At 41.7% G+C, this 18,367-nt stretch carries 16 protein-coding genes; 14 read left to right on the top strand and 2 right to left on the bottom strand.

Going from position 1 to position 18,367, the window contains the following annotated elements:
* The 13 genes from JL57_RS23480 to JL57_RS23420 form a co-directional block, all read left to right on the top strand.
* Positions 1-519 (top strand): molybdopterin cofactor-binding domain-containing protein (locus tag JL57_RS23480; RefSeq protein ID WP_291300475.1); only part of this gene is annotated, 519 nt, incomplete at its 5' end.
* Positions 520-730: 211 nt separating this feature from the next.
* Positions 731-3,106 carry a XylR N-terminal domain-containing protein gene (locus JL57_RS35340; RefSeq protein ID WP_291300474.1) on the top strand — a complete coding sequence of 792 codons (2,376 nt, stop codon included), beginning with the start codon at positions 731-733 and terminating at the stop codon, positions 3,104-3,106.
* 36 nt (positions 3,107-3,142) lie between these two features.
* Complete coding sequence (locus JL57_RS23470) at positions 3,143-3,745, top strand: UbiX family flavin prenyltransferase (RefSeq protein WP_045691729.1); 603 nt, start codon at positions 3,143-3,145, stop codon at positions 3,743-3,745.
* A gap of 23 nt (positions 3,746-3,768) precedes the next feature.
* Entirely contained in the window at positions 3,769-4,338 is a 570-nt protein-coding gene (locus tag JL57_RS23465) for an HD domain-containing protein (RefSeq protein ID WP_291300473.1), read from the top strand.
* A 308-nt stretch (positions 4,339-4,646) separates the two neighbouring features.
* Positions 4,647-5,930 (top strand): Tm-1-like ATP-binding domain-containing protein, encoded by a 1,284-nt coding sequence (locus tag JL57_RS23460; protein WP_291300472.1) that lies wholly within the window; start codon positions 4,647-4,649, stop codon positions 5,928-5,930.
* Positions 5,927-7,588, top strand: a complete 1,662-nt coding sequence (locus tag JL57_RS23455; protein ID WP_034144347.1) for an AMP-binding protein — start codon at positions 5,927-5,929, stop codon at positions 7,586-7,588. Before JL57_RS23460 ends, JL57_RS23455 begins: the two co-directional genes overlap by 4 nt.
* A 21-nt stretch (positions 7,589-7,609) precedes the next feature.
* Entirely contained in the window at positions 7,610-9,334 is a 1,725-nt protein-coding gene (locus JL57_RS23450; protein ID WP_034144346.1) for a PEP-utilizing enzyme, read from the top strand.
* A gap of 24 nt (positions 9,335-9,358) precedes the next feature.
* The gene (locus JL57_RS23445) at positions 9,359-10,342 is read left to right on the top strand and encodes a PEP/pyruvate-binding domain-containing protein (RefSeq protein WP_291300471.1); all 984 of its coding nucleotides are present in this window, start codon (positions 9,359-9,361) and stop codon (positions 10,340-10,342) included.
* A 49-nt stretch (positions 10,343-10,391) separates the two neighbouring features.
* Positions 10,392-11,807, top strand: coding sequence for a phenylphosphate carboxylase subunit beta (gene ppcB, locus JL57_RS23440; protein WP_034144345.1), 1,416 nt, complete (start codon positions 10,392-10,394; stop codon positions 11,805-11,807).
* Positions 11,808-12,090: 283 nt separating this feature from the next.
* Positions 12,091-13,155: a type 2 isopentenyl-diphosphate Delta-isomerase gene (fni, locus tag JL57_RS23435; protein ID WP_045691268.1), complete on the top strand. Its 1,065-nt coding sequence runs from the start codon at positions 12,091-12,093 to the stop codon at positions 13,153-13,155.
* The gene (locus JL57_RS23430; RefSeq protein WP_034144344.1) at positions 13,152-13,670 is read left to right on the top strand and encodes a pyridoxamine 5'-phosphate oxidase family protein; all 519 of its coding nucleotides are present in this window, start codon (positions 13,152-13,154) and stop codon (positions 13,668-13,670) included. Before fni ends, JL57_RS23430 begins: the two co-directional genes overlap by 4 nt.
* Entirely contained in the window at positions 13,667-13,996 is a 330-nt protein-coding gene (locus tag JL57_RS23425; RefSeq protein WP_034144343.1) for a helix-turn-helix domain-containing protein, read from the top strand. Before JL57_RS23430 ends, JL57_RS23425 begins: the two co-directional genes overlap by 4 nt.
* A 521-nt stretch (positions 13,997-14,517) precedes the next feature.
* Positions 14,518-15,150 carry a fumarylacetoacetate hydrolase family protein gene (locus JL57_RS23420; protein ID WP_034144342.1) on the top strand — a complete coding sequence of 211 codons (633 nt, stop codon included), beginning with the start codon at positions 14,518-14,520 and terminating at the stop codon, positions 15,148-15,150.
* A gap of 138 nt (positions 15,151-15,288) precedes the next feature.
* Here the strand turns inward: JL57_RS23420 and JL57_RS23415 are convergent, their stop codons facing one another.
* Both JL57_RS23415 and JL57_RS23410 read right to left on the bottom strand, forming a co-directional pair.
* A complete protein-coding gene (locus JL57_RS23415) occupies positions 15,289-16,269 on the bottom strand; it encodes a D-glycerate dehydrogenase (protein ID WP_034144341.1) in 981 nt (326 codons plus the stop codon).
* 120 nt (positions 16,270-16,389) lie between these two features.
* Entirely contained in the window at positions 16,390-16,701 is a 312-nt protein-coding gene (locus JL57_RS23410) for a dihydrodipicolinate synthase family protein (RefSeq protein WP_034144340.1), read from the bottom strand.
* A gap of 252 nt (positions 16,702-16,953) precedes the next feature.
* Here JL57_RS23410 and JL57_RS23405 point away from each other — a divergent pair, with 252 nt between their 5' ends.
* Positions 16,954-18,267, top strand: coding sequence for a DUF401 family protein (locus JL57_RS23405; protein WP_291300470.1), 1,314 nt, complete (start codon positions 16,954-16,956; stop codon positions 18,265-18,267).
* Positions 18,268-18,367: the final 100 nt, after the last annotated feature.

Here is an 18,367-nt window from a genome sequence, read left to right as displayed (position 1 = left end):
CGTGGAGTCTACTCTGTTCCCCGCTTAGGGGGGACATTCAAAGGAGCCGCAGTGGGTACCTCGCCAGCTTATAGCTATTGTGCTCAGATTAGCGAGGTTCAAATCGACGAGGAAACGGGTGAAATCGATGTTCGAGAAGTGTGGGATGTCCATGATTGTGGGAAGGTGATCAACCCTATGCTTCTGCACGGGCAGGTACACGGAGCCCTGTATATGGGCATGGGAGAGTCGATCTGGGAACAGGTTTTGTTTGATGATCAGGGACGAATTCTTAACCCCAATCTCGGCGAATATAGATTACCTACCGCCCTCGACATGCCTCAGATTCATTCCGAATTAGTCGACAGCTATGAGCCGGCTGGACCATGGGGGGTAAAGGAAGTCGGTGAAGGAGCAACCAATCCGACCATGGGTTGTTTCTCGAACGCCATCTTTGATGCCATGGGTGTGAGAATCAATAGTTTGCCACTCACTTATGAAAAAGTCTGGCGCGCTATGAAAGAAAAGTTCACTGAATAAAATCGGAACGAAGAAATTGAACACCTCTCTGGCCATTATACAAGGGAGGTGTTCAATTTCTTCTTGTTTAAATTATATAAAACTATTTACCCATAATAGGTAAAAACAATTGTAAGCCTATGTCTAATATGGTAATTGATTCTAGTTAAAATTCGTGATAGATTAATTATAATATTCAAAATATTCAGTATACAAAGGAGTAGTTGTTCGAATGAAAATCGAATTGCTGGATATGCAGGATATCATAATGGATCCCAGTGAGGGAGAAATATCTTTTCGCGGCAATAGACTGCTTTTGTTTCACGCAGACGCATTGAGTCAACTTAAGGATGAGTTAATTAAAACACTAGGGTTAGATCTAGCAAGAGGAGTATTGGTCCGTTTAGGTTATCGGTGTGGATATAGCGATGCCCACGGTGTAAAACCCTTCTTTAATTCGGAAAATGACTCTGATTGGATGTTAGCCGGACCAAAAATCCATACTCGCGAAGGTTTGGTTCGTGTTACTAATAAGGTGTTGGAATATGATCGTGAGGCCAACCATTTTTATATGTGCGGAAAATGGGAGAATTCCTTTGAGGCCAAACAGTACATTAAAACCTACGGTCATTCAGCAGAGGCAGTTTGTTGGACACTGGTTGGTTATGCTAGTGGCTATAGCAGCAGATTTTTTGGGCAAGAGGCGGTGTGTGTAGAGACAAAATGTATAGCTAAAGGGGATCCGTACTGTCAATACGAAATTAGGGCCAAATCCGAGTGGGAAGGTAAAGCTGACCAAAATATCAGCGATTTGCAACCTAATACAGTGGTTAAAAGCCTGCAACTTATGTTGAGAGAGGGTAAAGAATGGGTTAGTCAATGGAAATTATTGAATGAGATTGCCCTTCAACTCTCCGATGGCTTGAATTTTAATGAAATGGCAAAGGATTTTTATAAGCAAGTTTGTCAATTTGTGTCGTGTGAAAAGGTGTATCTGATTATCAAGAAACCTAATTCCAAGGGTTGTAACGTTTTTGGTTATGTTTTGGGTTCGAATCAAGTTGTAGCCAAACAGGTTGAAAGATTTACTGGTGAGTTAGCCAATCTTTTAGCCAATGGAACCGAGATAATTGCCAATGGCAAAAATCTGCCGAAGGATTTAATGTTTGCTGGCAAAATCCAGGATTTTATAGGTGTTCCACTGATTTCAAACGGTCGTCAGTTAGGTTCTCTGTTGGTGGCAAATAAGTTAACCTCCCACGGCTTTAACGAATATGACAAAAACATTTTGGCATTATTGGGTATTCAATTGGCGATGGTTATAGAAAACACAAAATTATATCACTTAACTGATCAAGAATTGCAAATAACGAATTCCGAATTGAAGCGTGTTAATGAATTTTTACTAGTTCAACAACAATCCTTACAAAAATCCATCAATCTGCATAACCAGCTAGCGGGCTTAGTTCTTGAAAACTCCGGATTGCAAAAGATTATTAGCACCATCGGGCAGGCCATTGGTCTACCGGTTTCGATTGAAGATAAAGAATTTCGGGTTTTGGCCAAAACAAGAGTGACTGGCAAGAATCAGCAGATTTCATCACGGGAGCTGTTAGGGGAACACTCCAACAAAGGGCTAATGGAGAGTTTCTATAGTAGGAGAGAAACCGCTGTATATCAAACAGTTGGCAAAAATGGGCAACCTGTCAGACGTTGCCTGACGCCGATCATAGCGGGGAAAGAGATATTGGGTTTTTTAGCGGTTGACTTAAATCAAACATGTTTATCACAAGGGCAGGAGCTGATTTTACGTGATGCCAGTGTTGTAATCGCTTTAGTCCTCCTAAAACAAAAGGTTTCAGTGGATAACAAGAAACAACTTATGAAGCATCTTTTGGATGAATGGTTATTTAGCAACACGATGAATGAAGAACAAGTATTGGAATGGACTATAAAACTTGGCATAACGCTAGATTATCCATTAAGCCTGATAGTTCTTGAATTCGAGGGTGGTCGAATAGGGCCCATTAATAAATGTGTCAATGAGTTAAGAAACGCCATGCCACCGAATGGAGTTATCGGGTTACATGAGAACAAGCTGGTGATCATTCTGGGTAATGGGGAGGATGGTCAGGCGGAAAAGATGAAGAATTTACTCGTAACTCTGTTAGGGCAATCTCCCTCTTCGAAATGGTGGCTTACTTTGGGGGTTAAAAGTAATTCGATCATCGAAACAAGACAGAATTATAATAACGCTAGTGCAGCCAATCAAATAATGAAGCATCTAAATAAAGAGAATACATGCTTTGATTATGAGAACCTTGGAGCATACGGCATGCTGGGAATAGAACCCAAAAGATTTATCTGGTTCGCCAAAAAGGTACTGGGAGAAGTTATTGAATATGACAAAAAACATAAATCCGAACTTATTTCAACGTTAAAACTGTATTTTAAATGCAATCAGAATATCCAAGCGGCTTCAAGACAGGGTTTTGTTAATGATGGAACCTTAAAATATCGTTTGAAACGCATTCAGGAAATTGCGGAGCTCGACTTAACAAATCCTGAGGTTACTTTACAAGTTCAATTAGCTTTGAAGTTTCTATGAGGTAAGGGAGTTGTATTTTGAGAGGAGGCCGTTGTTATGAATAAAAAAGTGAAGATTGCAGTAGGGATTTCAGGGGCTTCAGGGGCAATTTACGGTGTGCGTTTATTAGAGAGTTTGGCGGCAAATGGAGTAGAATCTCACTTAGTAGTTTCTCCAGATGCTGAAAGAACTATCTTAATAGAAACAAAATACACGTTAAATCAATTAAGGTCCCTGGCAAGTAAAAATTATCATTATAATGATGTTGGCGGGGCGATCGCAAGCGGTTCGTTTCTAATTGATGGAATGGTTATCGCGCCTTGTTCTATCAAAACCTTATCAGCGGTGGCCAATTCCTTTAACGAAAATTTGTTGATTAGGGCAGCAGACGTTTGCCTAAAAGAAAAGAGAAAATTGATATTAGTCGTTCGAGAGACTCCATTACATTTGGGTCATTTGCGCTTGATGACTAATGTGGCAGAAATAGGTGCCACACTATTGCCGCCTTTACCGGCCTTCTACCATCTTCCCAAGACAATTGATGATATTGTTGATCAAACGGTGGGGAAAATACTTGATCAGTTCGGGGTAGAACATAATTTGTTTGAACGTTGGACGGGCGAATATGAAAATGGTCAATTATTGAACTTCCGAAATTGATCACCAGATAGGAGATTGTGAAGATGAATATAATTGATCGTATTTATCTGCTTGCCTTACCATATCTTGAAACAAGAAGCAATCAAATTCACATAGCGGTATCTAAAAGGTTTGGGGAGAGGTTGCTTTTAATGGAAAAAGGGGATCCGGAAGTTGTGATTCCAGCAATATTGCTTCACGATGTAGGGTGGAGTAAACTAACATTTGAAATGCAGAATAAAGCTTTTGGACCAGGCTGTGATCAATCCTTGAATCGAATTCATGAAGTTGAAGGGGTTAGAATTGCCGCGGGGATTTTGGCTGAAGTTAATTATAACAAAACTAAAGCAGAAGAAATTATTAATATTATTGATGGGCATGATTCAAGGCTCACAACTATCTCGGATAACGACATGATAGTCAAAGATTCGGATAAGTTATTTCGCTTTACTTCAGAAGGATTGATATTTTTTCTCAATATATTTAAGGTAACAATTGAGGAAAGGTTAAGTTGGTTGAATTCGAAGGTCGATAGCTGGTTTTTCACTCAAGCGGCTAAAATAATGGCTGAAGATGAATATAATAGCCGAAATAATTATTTAAAAAACTCGTAATATAACTCTAAGCTGCAAGGTCAAATACCCTTGCGCTTTATCCAATCATAAGACTCTTACTTCAATAAGTGGGAGTTTTGTCCAAAAGAATTAACTGTAGTAATTTAGTAGGACACAGAATGTTGAACTATAAAAAAGTGCGCAACTAGGGTAATTGTTGCGCACTTTTTTTACATCTATATTGGCCAATATAGACAATTTCTTAAGTTTTTTTTACTTAGAAGAGTAATAGTTTAGTAATTCTTTGCCTGTTATTATAGTCTCATAATTCAGAATAATTAAAAAATAATAAGGGGGTGAGAAACAGTTTGACTACAACAAAAACTAAAGACATTGCTAAAACAATCGTCATTCTATGCACATTAGATACAAAAGCCGTCGAAACAGCATATTTAAAGAATCAAATTGAAGCAAGGGATTGTAATACTTTAGTCTTCGATTTAGGTACGAGGGGAAACCCAGGTATGGTGTCTGATATCACCCGAGAAGAAATCTATAAGCTAGGTAATCCGGGCGAAACACTTATTACAACAGAAAATCGAGTTAAGTTAGGAGAAATAATGACAACTGGGGCAGCAACTAAGCTTAAGGCCCTCTACAAAGAGGGGAAAATTAAGGGCGTTATAGGGATTGGCGGCGCTACAAACAGTCTAATGGAAACAAATATTATGAGGACTTTACCCTTCGGAGTTCCAAAGTTGATGGTTTGTAGTGTTGCAGCATCCCAGGGCCTAGCTAGTCGGTATTTTGGGACATCCGACATAGCCATCCTCCATTCCGTGATTGATTTTACTGGGTCGAATGAGCTAATTAGAGACATCTTGGATCGAGCAGCTGGGTCAATTGTGGGTATGGTTGAAAAGTTAAATGGAATTGGTCCTGATAAGAATTTTGGGGCTGGAGGCTATGTCGCAATGACCCAACTTAGTATGTGTGAACGGACTGCAAATTTTGTTCGGACACGTCTTGAGGAGGAAGGTCATCAAATTATAGGTTTTTCAGCCACAGGGGTCGCTGATAAAGCAATGGAAGAGTTGATTATTGAAGAAGGCATGTTTAAGGCTGTCATTGACTTAGCGCCTGGTGGTGTAGGGGAAGAACTCTTTGGCGGTACTAGGGCCGCAGGAAAAGAGCGCTTAGAAGCTGCCGGTATAAAGGGCATTCCTCAAATAATTGCCCCTTGTGCTGTTAACCTTATGACACCGGCGCGTAGCAAATATAAACCGGATTATTATGAGCGAAAGAGGTATGATTTGGATTCTCTCCGCACCTTCTTAAGGCTAAACTCTCAGGAATTAGGGGTTGTAGCAAGGGTAATGGCCGAAAAACTAAATGCCTCGAAGGGACCGGTGAAGTTTCTGATGCCCATGAAAGGCTGGGCATCCTTTGATACCGAAGGAATGGCAATTTACGAACCGGAAGCAGATAAGATTTTTGTAGAGGAATTTAAGAGGTTGGCGGGTAAGCACATCGAGGTAATTGAGGTGAATGCTAATATTGACGAACCAGAGTTTGGAGAGGCTATAATCAAAGCTTTTAAGGAGTTAATAAATTCAGCGGAATCAGCGTTAGTAGGAGGAGGATGCGGATGATACCGGTAAAGTATAACCAACAAGATGCTGAAGATTATTTGGCTAAAGGTTATTGGACTGACCAAGTATTCTCAGATTTTTGGGAAAAAAACGCCAAGAATTATCCAGATAAGGAGGCTTTAATTGATTCAAATGGCTCTCGTCTAACTTGGCTTCAGGCTAAATTGCAAGCAGATCGTCTCGCCCTGAAATTTATTGAATTGGCTGTTCCAAAAGATGCAAGGGTAGTTGTTCACTTGCCAAATTGTGTGGAAGGCTTTATAGCCAGGGTAGCATGTGAAAAAGCGGGAATTATTTCAATGACTCTGATGCATACGTTACGTCATAAAGAACTGCAGGAAATCATCTCTCTAATTGAAGCAACAACTGTTATAATCCCCGGAAACTACCGAAACTTCGATTATTACGAAATGTATCAAGAATTAAAAGGTTCATTACCTTTACTCGAAAATATTATCGTGATTGGTTCGGATGTTCCGGAAGGTACCCTTTCCTTTAAAGAGATTGTTCAAGCCCCGTTGGAAGAAAAATATCCTCAAGATTATCTTGCCAACAGGCGTATGGATCCGACTCATGTAGGCTTTTTAACGACCACAACCGGTACTACAGGTATTCCTAAGGTTGTTGAGCAAAGTCTTGCAGCACGTCTATGGAGTACGAAAACCCACGTCAAGAATTGGAAATTAAGCCCTGATGATGTAGTCTGTGCTGTTGCACCAGCTGCTGGAGCTGCCGGTGGTACACCCACTTATTTTGCTGCTCCGCAAGTCGCTGCCAAAATCGCTCTCTTATATGATTATAGTGTCACCAATGCCCTGGAGTTTTTTGAGAAGGAAAAGGTCACTATCCCCTGTGTTGTACCGGCCCAACTAGCTATGATGATGCAAGAAAACGTCGAAGGATATGACTTGTCTTCAATACGTGCCATACGATGCTCAGGTGGTTACCTCTCACCGACACTTGCTGAGGAAGTGGAACGGCGCTTTCATGGACCAATCATTAGTACCTATGGTTCCCAAGATACAGGTTCGGTTTCGGGGATCTCGATTGAAGATTCGGCGGAAAAACGGCGTTCAACTGTTGGAAAACCCTTGCCCGGGAATCTAATCAAAATCATTGACGACCATGGGAATATTGTACCCCAAGGGGAAGTAGGACAATTATATTTCCGAGGTCCCCAAAATTCGTGTGGTTACTACCGTGACCCGATAAAAACGTTTTCAGAAGCCTTTGACAGTGAGGGGTGGGCCACTCCGGGCGACTTAGCTAAGATTGACGATTACGGCTATGTCATGATCGCTGGTCGGAAGAAAGATATCATCATTCGGGGCGGACAGAATATTTATCCTGGAGAAATTGAAAACGCTTTGATGGGGCATTCCAAGGTATCAAACGTCGCAATAGTAGCTATGCCTGACAGAATAATGGGAGAAAAGGCCTGTGCTTTCGTTATTCCTAACAAAGATGAGGGTGTGCTGATGTTTGAAGAAATGATAGGCTACCTAAATACCAAAAAACTGGCTAAGTATAAACTTCCCGAACGTTTGGAGATCGTCGATACTTTCCCGCTTGCTTCAGAGTCTAAGGTTAATAAAAATGGTTTGCGTGAAATCATCACTGCCAAGTTAAAGGAAGAAGGAACCCTGGTAAGTATTTGAGTAAATTTTAAGGAGGATGACATGTTGGCGAACGAAGATATGAGATTGGAAGATCATCAAGTCGAATGGGTACCCATGAAAATGTATCGGCAGGAAGATAGTGCTAGACTGTGGTTTCATGATAGCGTGCACAATAATCCTCCAAGTAGTCCAATGGGTGCGTCTGTTTACCATTGGCCCCGGGGGACAAGGTATGCCGCTGAGTGGTTTACCTTTCCGTATTCGGAGGGATTTGATTATGTACTCTATGATGGTCGGATTTTCCCCGGACCCATGCCGATAACTGACCCTGAGGTAATAAAAGCTAAAGAGCCAATCTTTCAGCAAAAGTTAATGGATATGTTAGAAAACTGGCCACAGCGTTACGCGGATATTGTGGAAGAGTGGACCGCTTCCTTGGATTACCTGAAAGGAATTAACAAAAAGACCCTTCCCTTAGACCGGTTGATTAATGTGCTGAAGGACGCTGTCAAAATCTCCAAACGCAGTTGGGAGTTGCATTTTGTGTGTATGTATCCAGCACACTTTGCCTATATGACCTTTGAAGCAATCTGTGCCAAATATAATATTGAAGAACGACAAATGCGCACCTTTCTGCAGGGGTTTGAAACTAAAATGTTTGAAATCGACCGTGCACTTTGGAAACTGGCTGACGTGGCTAATGAACTGGACTTAGCGGAGGAGTTTAATGAAATCAGCACTCAAGAAGAGCTTAATGAGCGCTTAATAAAGAGCACTAAGGGTAAGCTTTGGTTGGGTAAGTTTACGCAGTTTTTAGAGAAATACGGACGTAGATCTACAGCAGCCTTGTTTGATTGTGCATATAGAACCTGGATTGAGGATCCAATGCCAGCATTTACCACCATCCAGACCTATATCCTAAAAGGTAGTTTTGATTTTGAAAAACACACCAAGAAAATAATTGCGGAGCGGGATGAGTATATCGCTCGTACTGTAGCCGACATTCCTGAAGAAGATCGGGGAGAATTTCTGCAAGCTTTGAAATTGGCCCAATACTCTTACCCTTTCAACGAAGACCATAATTTTTACGTCGAGCAGTGGACTTATTCGGAATTGAGGTATGCCATCCAAGAGTGTGGACGGCGATTAGTCCATTGGGGATTTATTGATGAAATTGATGATGTATTTTTCATGACAATCGATGAACTCGAAGGAGTCTTAGAAGATATTTTAATCAATAAAAAGATTGGGATTGAAGAGCACCATACAAGGGTCCACAGTATGGTCTATCGGCGCAAGGATGTGTGGACGAAGTTGCACAAGGTCAAAGTAAATCCTTTCATTGGAACTGTTCCTGAAGGGAAAATTGATGATCCGGTGTTCATCAAGATCTGGGGCATGACGGATGAGGTGATTAGGGGACAGGCCAAACCGGAGATTGATGTTGAAAATCGTTGGGAGGGTTTTCCAGGGGCCCCGGGCGTTGTCGAAGGTATAGCACGCGTGATTTTTGATTATGAAGGATTTTCGGAGGTGCAACCTGATGAGATCTTGATCGCACCGTTTACAACGCCGGCTTGGACACCGTTGTTTTCAAAAATCAGAGGAGTAGCCACGGATAGTGGAGGTATGTTAGCCCATGCGGCCATTTGTGCCAGGGAATATGATATTCCTGCTGTGGTCGGTACGATTACCCGAGGTAAAAGAGTGACTGATGGGATCGTGACCGGTCAGAAGGTTCGGATAGACGGGACAAAAGGAGTTGTCGAACTCCTAGAGGAGTAGGGGGAGAGTTAGGGGGAATCTGGGATGATCATGTGGTTGGACCAAATAAGTAAGAAAGATGTACCATTAGTCGGTGGTAAAGGGGCTAGCCTAGGAGAATTAAGCCAAGCTGGGAAACAAGTTCCACCAGGATTTTCGATCACAGTCAATGCTTACCGCAGCTTTGCAACCTCTTCGGGAATTAGTGAAAGGCTCAATGAATTGATCGTCGGAGGAGTGGAAATCTCTGAAGAAATGATCAAGCATATCATTGGGCCGTACATTCAAAAATCCAGGTTGCCTTCAGTCGTCGAAAAAGCGGTGCGTGATGCCTATTTGTTGCTTTGTTCTCAAGTCGGTAACGAGGTATTAGTTGCGGTTCGTTCCAGTGCAACCATGGAGGACGGCGCTAGTACAAGTTTTGCCGGACAACATGAAACCTTTCTTAATGTCTCGGGTATAGAGGCTGTGTTGGCCAAAACCTTGTTATGCTGGGGTAGTATGTTTTCTCCGCATGCTCTTCATTACCGTAATGCCAATGATATCAGTCTTGAACAAGATGCCATGGCAGTTGTTGTACAAAAAATGGTTAACGCTAAGTCTGCAGGAGTAGCTTTTACGGTTGATCCGGTAACGGGTGAACGAGATAAAGTTGTGATTGACTCTGCCTGGGGACTTGGTGAAGGGGTAGTGGGAGGCTTTGTAACACCAGATCATTTTGTAGTTGACAAAAAAACGTTAGACATCAAAGAACGCTGGATATCTCCTAAAACAACCGAGTTCACTCGGGATTCTGTCACAGGGGAGACAGTACAAAGAGAAGTGCTGAAGGAAAAGCAAATGTCCCCGAGCCTTACGATCATGGAGGTCAAGGCTATCGCGCAAAATGCCATATCAATCGAACAGCATTATGGCCAACCCCAGGATATAGAGTGGGCATTTGACAGAGAGCTTTCGTTTCCTAAGAATCTGTTAATTTTACAGAGCAGACCAGTCACTGTATGGGGAAATCAAAAGTCCGGTTGCTAACAATAGTTGGTCTATGTTAAGGCTAAACAAAAAAAGGGGGATATGAAAAATGGCGATTAATGATTTAAGGGATTTTCTCAAGAACTTGGAGGAAAATGAGGAGCTAATGCGGATTAAAGCAGAAGTGGACTGGAATCTCGAATTATCTCATATTGCTAAAGTTAATGAAGAGAAGAACGGACCTGCTTTACTTTTTGAAAATGTAAAAGGTTACAAAAATCCGGTGTTTGTTAGTGCTCTATCGAGTACCCAGCGTTTAGCGATCGCTATGAATATGCCGGTCAAGACTACTATGACCCAAATGGCTAGAGAATGGGTAGATAGAACTAAAGAACTAATACCCCCTGTGTTTGTTGAAAGTGGACCGATTAAAGAAAATATCGATATAGGTGACGACATTAATTTGTTCAAATTCCCAGTTCCGAAATTTTACGAAATGGACGGCGGTCGATACATTGGAACCTTTGTTTGTGTTTTAACTAAAGATCCGGATAACGGGTGGATAAATATCGGTACCTACAGGATGCAAATTCTTGATGAAAAAACCTGTGGAATCATGCTGATCAAAGGAAAACATGGTGACTTGCACCGGATGAAATATGCTAAACTTAATAAACCAATGCAAGTAGCCGCAGTCATCGGATATGATCCGCTGATGTTCTTAGCTTCCAGTACGCTCATTGGTGCCGGGGAAGATGAGTACAACTACATTGGCTCTTTGCGTGGCCGTCCTGTGGAAGTGGTTAAAGGGGAATTCGTCGACTTACCTATTCCGGCAGCAGCAGAAATGGTGATTGAAGGGGAATTATGGCCCGAGGAATTACGTGCAGAAGGACCGTTTGGTGAATATACCGGTTACTATTCGGGAAAAGGCACTGTTCCCAGACACTATATTAATGTTAAGGCTGTTACTTATCGTAACGATATGGTTTTCCACGCCACGACTGTGGGAAGGCCGGTAACTGATACCCACATGATTCAGTCAATGAACCGAACTTCAACATTATGGTCTGATCTCGAAGCGATGAAAATTCCCGGCATTCAATCAGTTTATATTCCACCTGAGTCTTCGGGAAGATTTATGGCGATCGTCTCAGTAAAACAAATGTATCCCGGTCATTCCAACCATGTTGGAAATGCGGTAATTGCTACTTCTACGGGGTCGTATGGACTAAAAGTCGTAATTGTTGTCGATGATGATATACCGGCTGATGATATGGGCCGTGTTATTTGGGCCATGAGTACAAGAATGGCTCCAGAACGTGGAGTTCAGATCATATCACGCGGCCGTTCGACGCCTTTGGACCCATCTTTACCCATTGGAAACAGGGATATAACCTCCAGAATTATCATGGACTGCTGTATTCCCTATGAATGGGAGGAAAAACCTATTAATATCAAATTGAGTGATACCGTCTTAGATATGGTAAAGTCAAAATGGCTTGATTATGGCTTTAAGGAGTAACTATACCCCAAAAATAGAGTTCACTACTATTTTCCCTCAGAAGATACTTAATGTATAATATTAAAGAATGCTTACTTCAGAGGGGTATTTAAACCCTACCTTAAAATTAAGTTAAGTTATCCGGGAGCTAACCGCTACTTAAGAGGTGGGACTCTTAATGGCGGTTGGCCTCTAATAAGCTGGAGATTTAAACTTATAGTAATCGAGTGAATGATATATATATAGTATTTTGCGTGTTTGCTAACAGTATTATGGCCGTGGGGTTGTAAAGAGGTAGATAAAGATGGATAACGACGATAAAGAGAGTAAACTATCCAGGCAGGTTCGCAAAAAGGAACATATTGAATTTGCGATGAAGGCTGCTGTAGAATCAAATGGAAGCAACGGTTTTTCCGATGTTCATTTGCTTTATGAGGCCTTGCCAGAATTAAATCTTGAGGAGATTGACACTACCCTTTACTTTTTAGGCAAGAGGCTAAATGCTCCACTATTAATAAATGCTATAACGGGAGGGCATCCAGACGTTAAACACATCAACCGAAGTTTGGCAAAGGTGGCTGCTCGGACAGGAATCGCAATGGCTGTTGGCTCTCAGATGGCTGGGTTGGAAAATTCGGATGTTCAAGATACGTATAAAGTTGCCCGCGATGAAAACCCAGATGGAGTTTTATTGGCTAATGTAAGTGCACTCACTTCGTGGATAATGGTAAAAGAAGCTATCGAAATGATCAATGCGGACGGGGTTCAATTACATTTAAATGTGGCTCAGGAACTGGCTATGACTGAGGGAGACAGGAATTTCAGGGGTACATTAGCTAATATCGAAAGAATAGTAGCGTTATCAAATGTACCTGTTATTGTCAAAGAGGTTGGATTTGGTTTGTCCCGTGAGACGATTAAGAAAATCCATGATACTGGGGTGCGGTACATCGATACTGCCGGAAAAGGGGGAACGGATTTTATTCAGATTGAAACTATGCGTTCGGGTCAGGACTACCTAGGGCACTACCAGAATATCGGTATATCTACAGCTGCAAGCCTTATAGAAGCCCAAAGCTTAAATTTACCGCTTAGTATTTTGGCTTCCGGCGGTTTTAAAGGTGGGAGTGATGTAGCGGGAGCACTTGCTTTAGGGGCACAATTGGTAGGGTTTGCAGGGCATTTCTTGCAGGTTCTATTCGAAAGTACTGAGCAAGGTCTTAACGAACGAGTCGATAGAATCATAGATCAGTTAAGACGAACGATGTTAATGGTCGGGGCCTCTAATTTGAAAGAATTGGCTGGGAAACCCGTGGTTATTACGGGAAGTACTGCAGAATGGCTAACCTGGAGGGGTATAAAAAGATGAGCGAAAAGGCCCAAAGGTTGCTTAATTACCTAGAAAAACATAACACAATGATCCTTTCTACATATGGGGAAAACGGACCGTGGGCAACCCCCGTTTTTTTTATTAATCACGGATTTCGTATCTATTTCTTATCGGAACTTACGTCTATACACAGCACTAACTTGCGCGAGAAATCTCTATCTGCCGCGGTGATTACCGAAGACTATGAGGATTGGAAGAAAATACAAGGCATTCAATTGCAAGGGAATGCTTACTTAATTACTAACTTAAAGAAGGCGGCGCTGCTCTTAGCTTCATATTGTAAAAAATATCCTGCAGCTCTGCACATTTTTCAGACTCCAGGCGCCTTTAAGGGAGTTCCCAATGCTCGTTGGCACTGTCTAGTCCCTCATTATTTGAAATTCACGGATAACACAGAAAAGTTCGGTCATCGTTTAGAGTTAGAATTAAAAGTTATTAAGCGCGATAATGAGTTTGATTATGAAGAGGATAGTGCCATGGGAGGACTTGTATGATAAATATTATTTATGCTGTTCCGGAAAATCATGGCACAGTTGATCGAATTGTTAGAACTAAAGCAAACAAGGATGTTAAATTTGAATTAGTTAAGAAAGTGGATATTGAGGACTTGATTGATTCTTTCGTTTTGTCTACGAATAATCAAATAACCGTGCTGGAAGTCAAAGAAATATTTGATAGTCCGATCCAAACCATGACAGTAGAGTCTGATCAGGGAGACGAGATGGTCGAAAAGAAAAAAAGACTAACGCGCCAGGAGACCGCAGAAATGCTTGGTATAAGTCGCACCACCTTGTGGAGAAAGTCCAAACAAAACCAGTGATGGAGTGAAATAGCGCCACTGAAAAAACGTGTTAAGATCAGGGAAAAGCCTTAGCTATTCCCTGATCTTAACACGTTTTATTCTTAAATTCTTAAGTTTTACAAGCGGTTGGAAACGGAAACACCTACAAAATCTACAAAATTTCTGACGAAAGGAATTTTGTAGGAATCACTGTTGCAAATCATCCACGTATTACGCGTAAAGGGCGTATTATCTTTAGTGTACATACGTTGTTTATATAATCCAACAGTACTTTCAATGAATTCGGGTACAAGAAAAATACCGTAGCCCAGCCCATTAGCAATCATTGGCTTTTTTAGAACTGTGAAATTTGGTTCTGTTTAGAGCAGATTACCTTTCTGGAATAATACTGTATAATGCGTGGTTATGGTTTGTTCGCTACTAGCCCATGTGGTATATTATAGGAGTGTTTTTAGCCATGACAATATTATCAGTTGTGTTAGAAAACTGTTTAATTTTAAAAAGCACATAATTGTTTAAAGCATTAAGGAGTGTATCGTATGCCAGTATCTGTAAAAAATATTTTTTGTGTAGGTCGAAATTATGTTCAACACGCTCAAGAACTTAACAATGCGGTTCCACAATCCCCATTGTTGTTTACTAAGCCAACCCATTCTTTAGCTGAGGCTAATGGCCGTGAGATAATCTTTCCGGGAGATCGAGGCCAAATTCAATATGAAGTAGAACTCGTATTCCATATTGCAAGACAATATGAGCCTGGAATTAAGCTAGATGACCTAGTGGACCAAATGGCTATAGGTATCGACTTTACCTTGCGTGATGTTCAGATAGAGTTAAAAGGGAAAGGCTATCCCTGGGTACTAGCCAAAGGGTTTATCAACTCGGCCGTAATCACCCCTTGGCAGCCTTTTGCTGGACTTAAAGCTATGCTGGATGTAGTTTTTTCTTTAGACAAAAATGGACAAGAGGTTCAACGGGGTACTATGAAAAATATGATTTTTGACTTACCGACAGTCATTGAATATACTGCACTACACCTTGGACTTGGGCAAGGGGATATCATTTTTACGGGTACTCCAGCGGGAGTGGGGCCGGTACTTGACGGGGATCGTTTTGCTTGTAAATTGGCTGATCAAGAATTGGGGAACTGCATCATAAAGCTCTCGAAATAAGAATATGGACTTTAATCATTTAAACGATAGTATAGGGTTGTAACAAACTTCTGTTTTGAAGTAGGTTACAACCCTATTTTTGCAGCGCAATGCAACTAAGGCGATAGCCTTCGCTAAAGGCTAGGTTCCTTTTCCTTTTTACTTGACTGATTCTCTTAATTCCGGGACTAGATTTGGTGGTTCTTTTCCCATAAGCGCTCTGACGAGATTTTCGGCTGCTAGCATCGCCATATCAAAACGCGTTTGGGCCGTGGCCGATCCAATGTGAGGGATAGTTACAACATTTTGCATCCCTAAGAGTGGATTATGGGGTTCAATGGGTTCCTTACTATATACGTCAAGTCCAGCTCCAGAAATTTTTCCCTCCGCAAGTGCTTTTATGAGGGCATTTTCATTAACTGTCTCTCCACGTGAAGCATTAATAAAAATTGCTGACCGTTTCATGAGGTTAAATTCTCTATCGCTCATTATATTTACCGTTTTAGGGGTAAGGGGGGTCATAAGGACAACAAAATCCGACTCCTGAAGTAACTGTTCCATGGAACAGTGCTCAACACCCATTCTATTTTCGACATCAACTTTTCGCGTACGGTTACAATAGAGGATACGCATTTTAAAGCCGAATTTTGCCCTTTCTGCTATGCATTCTCCAATTCTACCCATACCTATGATCCCGATTGTCCTATGATGAACATCAGTGCCAAACAGTTCTTCTCCAACGACCCCTCGCCACTGACCTGCCTTTACAAATCGATCTAGTTCGGGAATCCGGCGGGCTGTTGCTATCATCAAGCCTAATACCAAATCTGCCACAGTGTCGTCAAGGACAGTGGGAGTATTTGTTCCAATTATCCCTCTAGACTTCATGGCTCCCAAATCAAAGTTGTTATATCCAACAGAGATATTACTTACAACTCTTAATCTTGGAGCAGAATCCAGTAATTCTTGATTTATGTATTCTCTGTTTGTCAAAAGTCCATCCGAGTTCCCAATAACTTTTAGGAGTTCATTACGAGGAATAAGTCCTGACCCATTCCATGTGTCGTAGTCACAATATTGATCGATATAGTCTTCCACTTCCTTAGGAACTTTCTTAGCAATAAAAACTTTTGGCCTCATCTTATTCTCCCTTACTTATAGTTTATATTATTATAAAGTAGAAACATACTGGGATACAAGGAGTTGATTTCTAAAAACAAAAGAGCTGCCTTCAGACTGAAGTAGCTCCTTTGTTTAGGACTAGCGGGTTTTAACCATGGTTAGTGACGATTGTGTACGGGTTAAAATTTCTTTAAGCTCTGCTCTTTCTACCTCTCCAATAGGGAGAAGAGGGGGGCGGGGATCTCCTCCATAATAGCCGAGCATATCTAAGGCGGCTTTAAGGCCGGCAATCCCAAAGCGAGCAGTCACCGCTGCATTGCTCGCGATCTGGACAATGTTTCCGCCGCTATCCTTGATACCCATGATGTTGGGATGCTGAGCCAATTCAGCAACGAGTTTGGCGGATAAATTGATTCCTGTATTACCCGGGAGACATAGTTTAGGCCTCATAATTACGATCACCTGACCTTTATAAATTTGACCCAAAAGCGAGAAGATAACTCTCTACCATAAATAATTATAATGACCATACCTATCCCATATTATAGGGTAACTATAACACATGGAGTCAATCAAAAACTATGGAATTGACTTTAGCTTTTCATGTATTCTTCTGTTGAAGATAATACAGTATTCTAGGGGGATTGGGTAAAAAAACACGTTGAAAAAACGAGTGAGAGGGTTTATAGTGAATGATGTTTATTGGCTAGGGGAATTCCCCTAGGCCATCTGGAAATAGAAGGGACGTTGAAACCCATGATCGTCATGGCGAAAATTCTAAGCACCTTGATCCTTGTTATTTGGCTTCTGCGGAGGCGCGTTCAAATCGGGTATGCTATGTTAGCAGGCTCGATTATCTTATTCTTAATTGCTTCGCCCACCTGGGAAAAAGCATCTGCTTCACTTCAAGCTACCTTACTGGAAATAAGAACCTGGGAAGTCATGCTAGCGATGTTTTTCGTCATGTGCCTTGAGCACCTTCTACGCACGAGTGGAACCATAGAAGGTTTTATGAAGTCTATGAAAACAATGCTGCGCAGTGATCGCGTCCTACTCGCTCTCATGCCTGCTTTCTTGGGCTTACTTCCCTCGTTGGGTGGAGCAATTTTCTCGGCACCCATGGTAGAGCACGCTAGCAAAAGGTACCATCTTACTCCGGAAAACAAGGTTACTATTAACTATTGGTTTCGCCATATCTGGGAATATTCGAATCCTATTGTTCCTGCCTTAATCCTCGGTAGTCAAATATCATCTATTCCCTTAGGCACCTTAGTAACTCACATGGTAGGATATACATTCTTGGCACTGATCCTGGGTTGGATATTCCTTCTAACAGGGGTAAAATTCCGCCCTCAAAAGCAACTGGAAAATCAAACCAAGCTTGAAGTTTCTGCTTCGCTAGAAGCCACTCTTGTTGAATCCACTTTGACTAAAACTTCTTGGCACTCTGTGCGGTATATACTCCTGGCACTTGGCCCAATTATCGTAAACATCATCCTCGTGGTCACCTTTCATTTGAGTGCAGCGGTTTCCATGGGATTAGTCGTCCTCGCAATGATTGTAATCTTGCGCTTACGATGGAAACAAGTGATCCGTATGATGATTAATTCATTTGAGAAAAAACTCCTTTTGGGAATTCTCAGTATCATGTTCTTTCAAAATGTCCTAACGGCCTCAGGGTTGGTGCAGGAACTTGTTGCGCTTTTACAAGGCACAAATCTTCCCATCGCAATCATGCTTGGACTCAGTGCTCTGATGGTCGGAATCCTCACTGGGTCCCCCCAAGCCGTTGTTGCGATCACTTTCCCGATTATTGCAGCTCTTGCACCAGGTAGTATTAATACAGCTACCACCGCGTACATCATGGGTATCGCCGGAGCGATGCTCTCGCCGGCGCATCTTTGCCTAATTGTAACGGGGGAATACTTCAAAGGAGACATCTTTAAGTCGCTACGCCCTGTACTGCTTCTCGAAGGCATCATCCTTATGATTGTTATGGTAACTTACTTTGTATAAAAGGGCATACTGATAGAAGAATGACAAAGGAAGCTGCGCTAATCATTAGATGATGCATCTCAAGCTCTTTTGGAACTTGACAATACTACGTTAATTCCAT

It is taken from the genome of Desulfosporosinus sp. BICA1-9, from assembly GCF_000802135.1.
This window is presented reverse-complemented; position numbering and strand designations above follow the sequence as displayed.

Coding starts and splice junctions, on each gene's coding strand:
- JL57_RS35340 (WP_291300474.1), top strand. CDS start 731: ATGAAAATCGAATTGCTGGATATGCAGGATATCATAATGGATCCCAGT.
- JL57_RS23470 (WP_045691729.1), top strand. CDS start 3,143: ATGAATAAAAAAGTGAAGATTGCAGTAGGGATTTCAGGGGCTTCAGGG.
- JL57_RS23465 (WP_291300473.1), top strand. CDS start 3,769: ATGAATATAATTGATCGTATTTATCTGCTTGCCTTACCATATCTTGAA.
- JL57_RS23455 (WP_034144347.1), top strand. CDS start 5,927: ATGATACCGGTAAAGTATAACCAACAAGATGCTGAAGATTATTTGGCT.
- JL57_RS23450 (WP_034144346.1), top strand. CDS start 7,610: ATGTTGGCGAACGAAGATATGAGATTGGAAGATCATCAAGTCGAATGG.
- JL57_RS23445 (WP_291300471.1), top strand. CDS start 9,359: ATGATCATGTGGTTGGACCAAATAAGTAAGAAAGATGTACCATTAGTC.
- ppcB (WP_034144345.1), top strand. CDS start 10,392: ATGGCGATTAATGATTTAAGGGATTTTCTCAAGAACTTGGAGGAAAAT.
- fni (WP_045691268.1), top strand. CDS start 12,091: ATGGATAACGACGATAAAGAGAGTAAACTATCCAGGCAGGTTCGCAAA.
- JL57_RS23430 (WP_034144344.1), top strand. CDS start 13,152: ATGAGCGAAAAGGCCCAAAGGTTGCTTAATTACCTAGAAAAACATAAC.
- JL57_RS23425 (WP_034144343.1), top strand. CDS start 13,667: ATGATAAATATTATTTATGCTGTTCCGGAAAATCATGGCACAGTTGAT.
- JL57_RS23420 (WP_034144342.1), top strand. CDS start 14,518: ATGCCAGTATCTGTAAAAAATATTTTTTGTGTAGGTCGAAATTATGTT.
- JL57_RS23415 (WP_034144341.1), bottom strand. CDS start 16,269: ATGAGGCCAAAAGTTTTTATTGCTAAGAAAGTTCCTAAGGAAGTGGAA.
- JL57_RS23410 (WP_034144340.1), bottom strand. CDS start 16,701: ATGAGGCCTAAACTATGTCTCCCGGGTAATACAGGAATCAATTTATCC.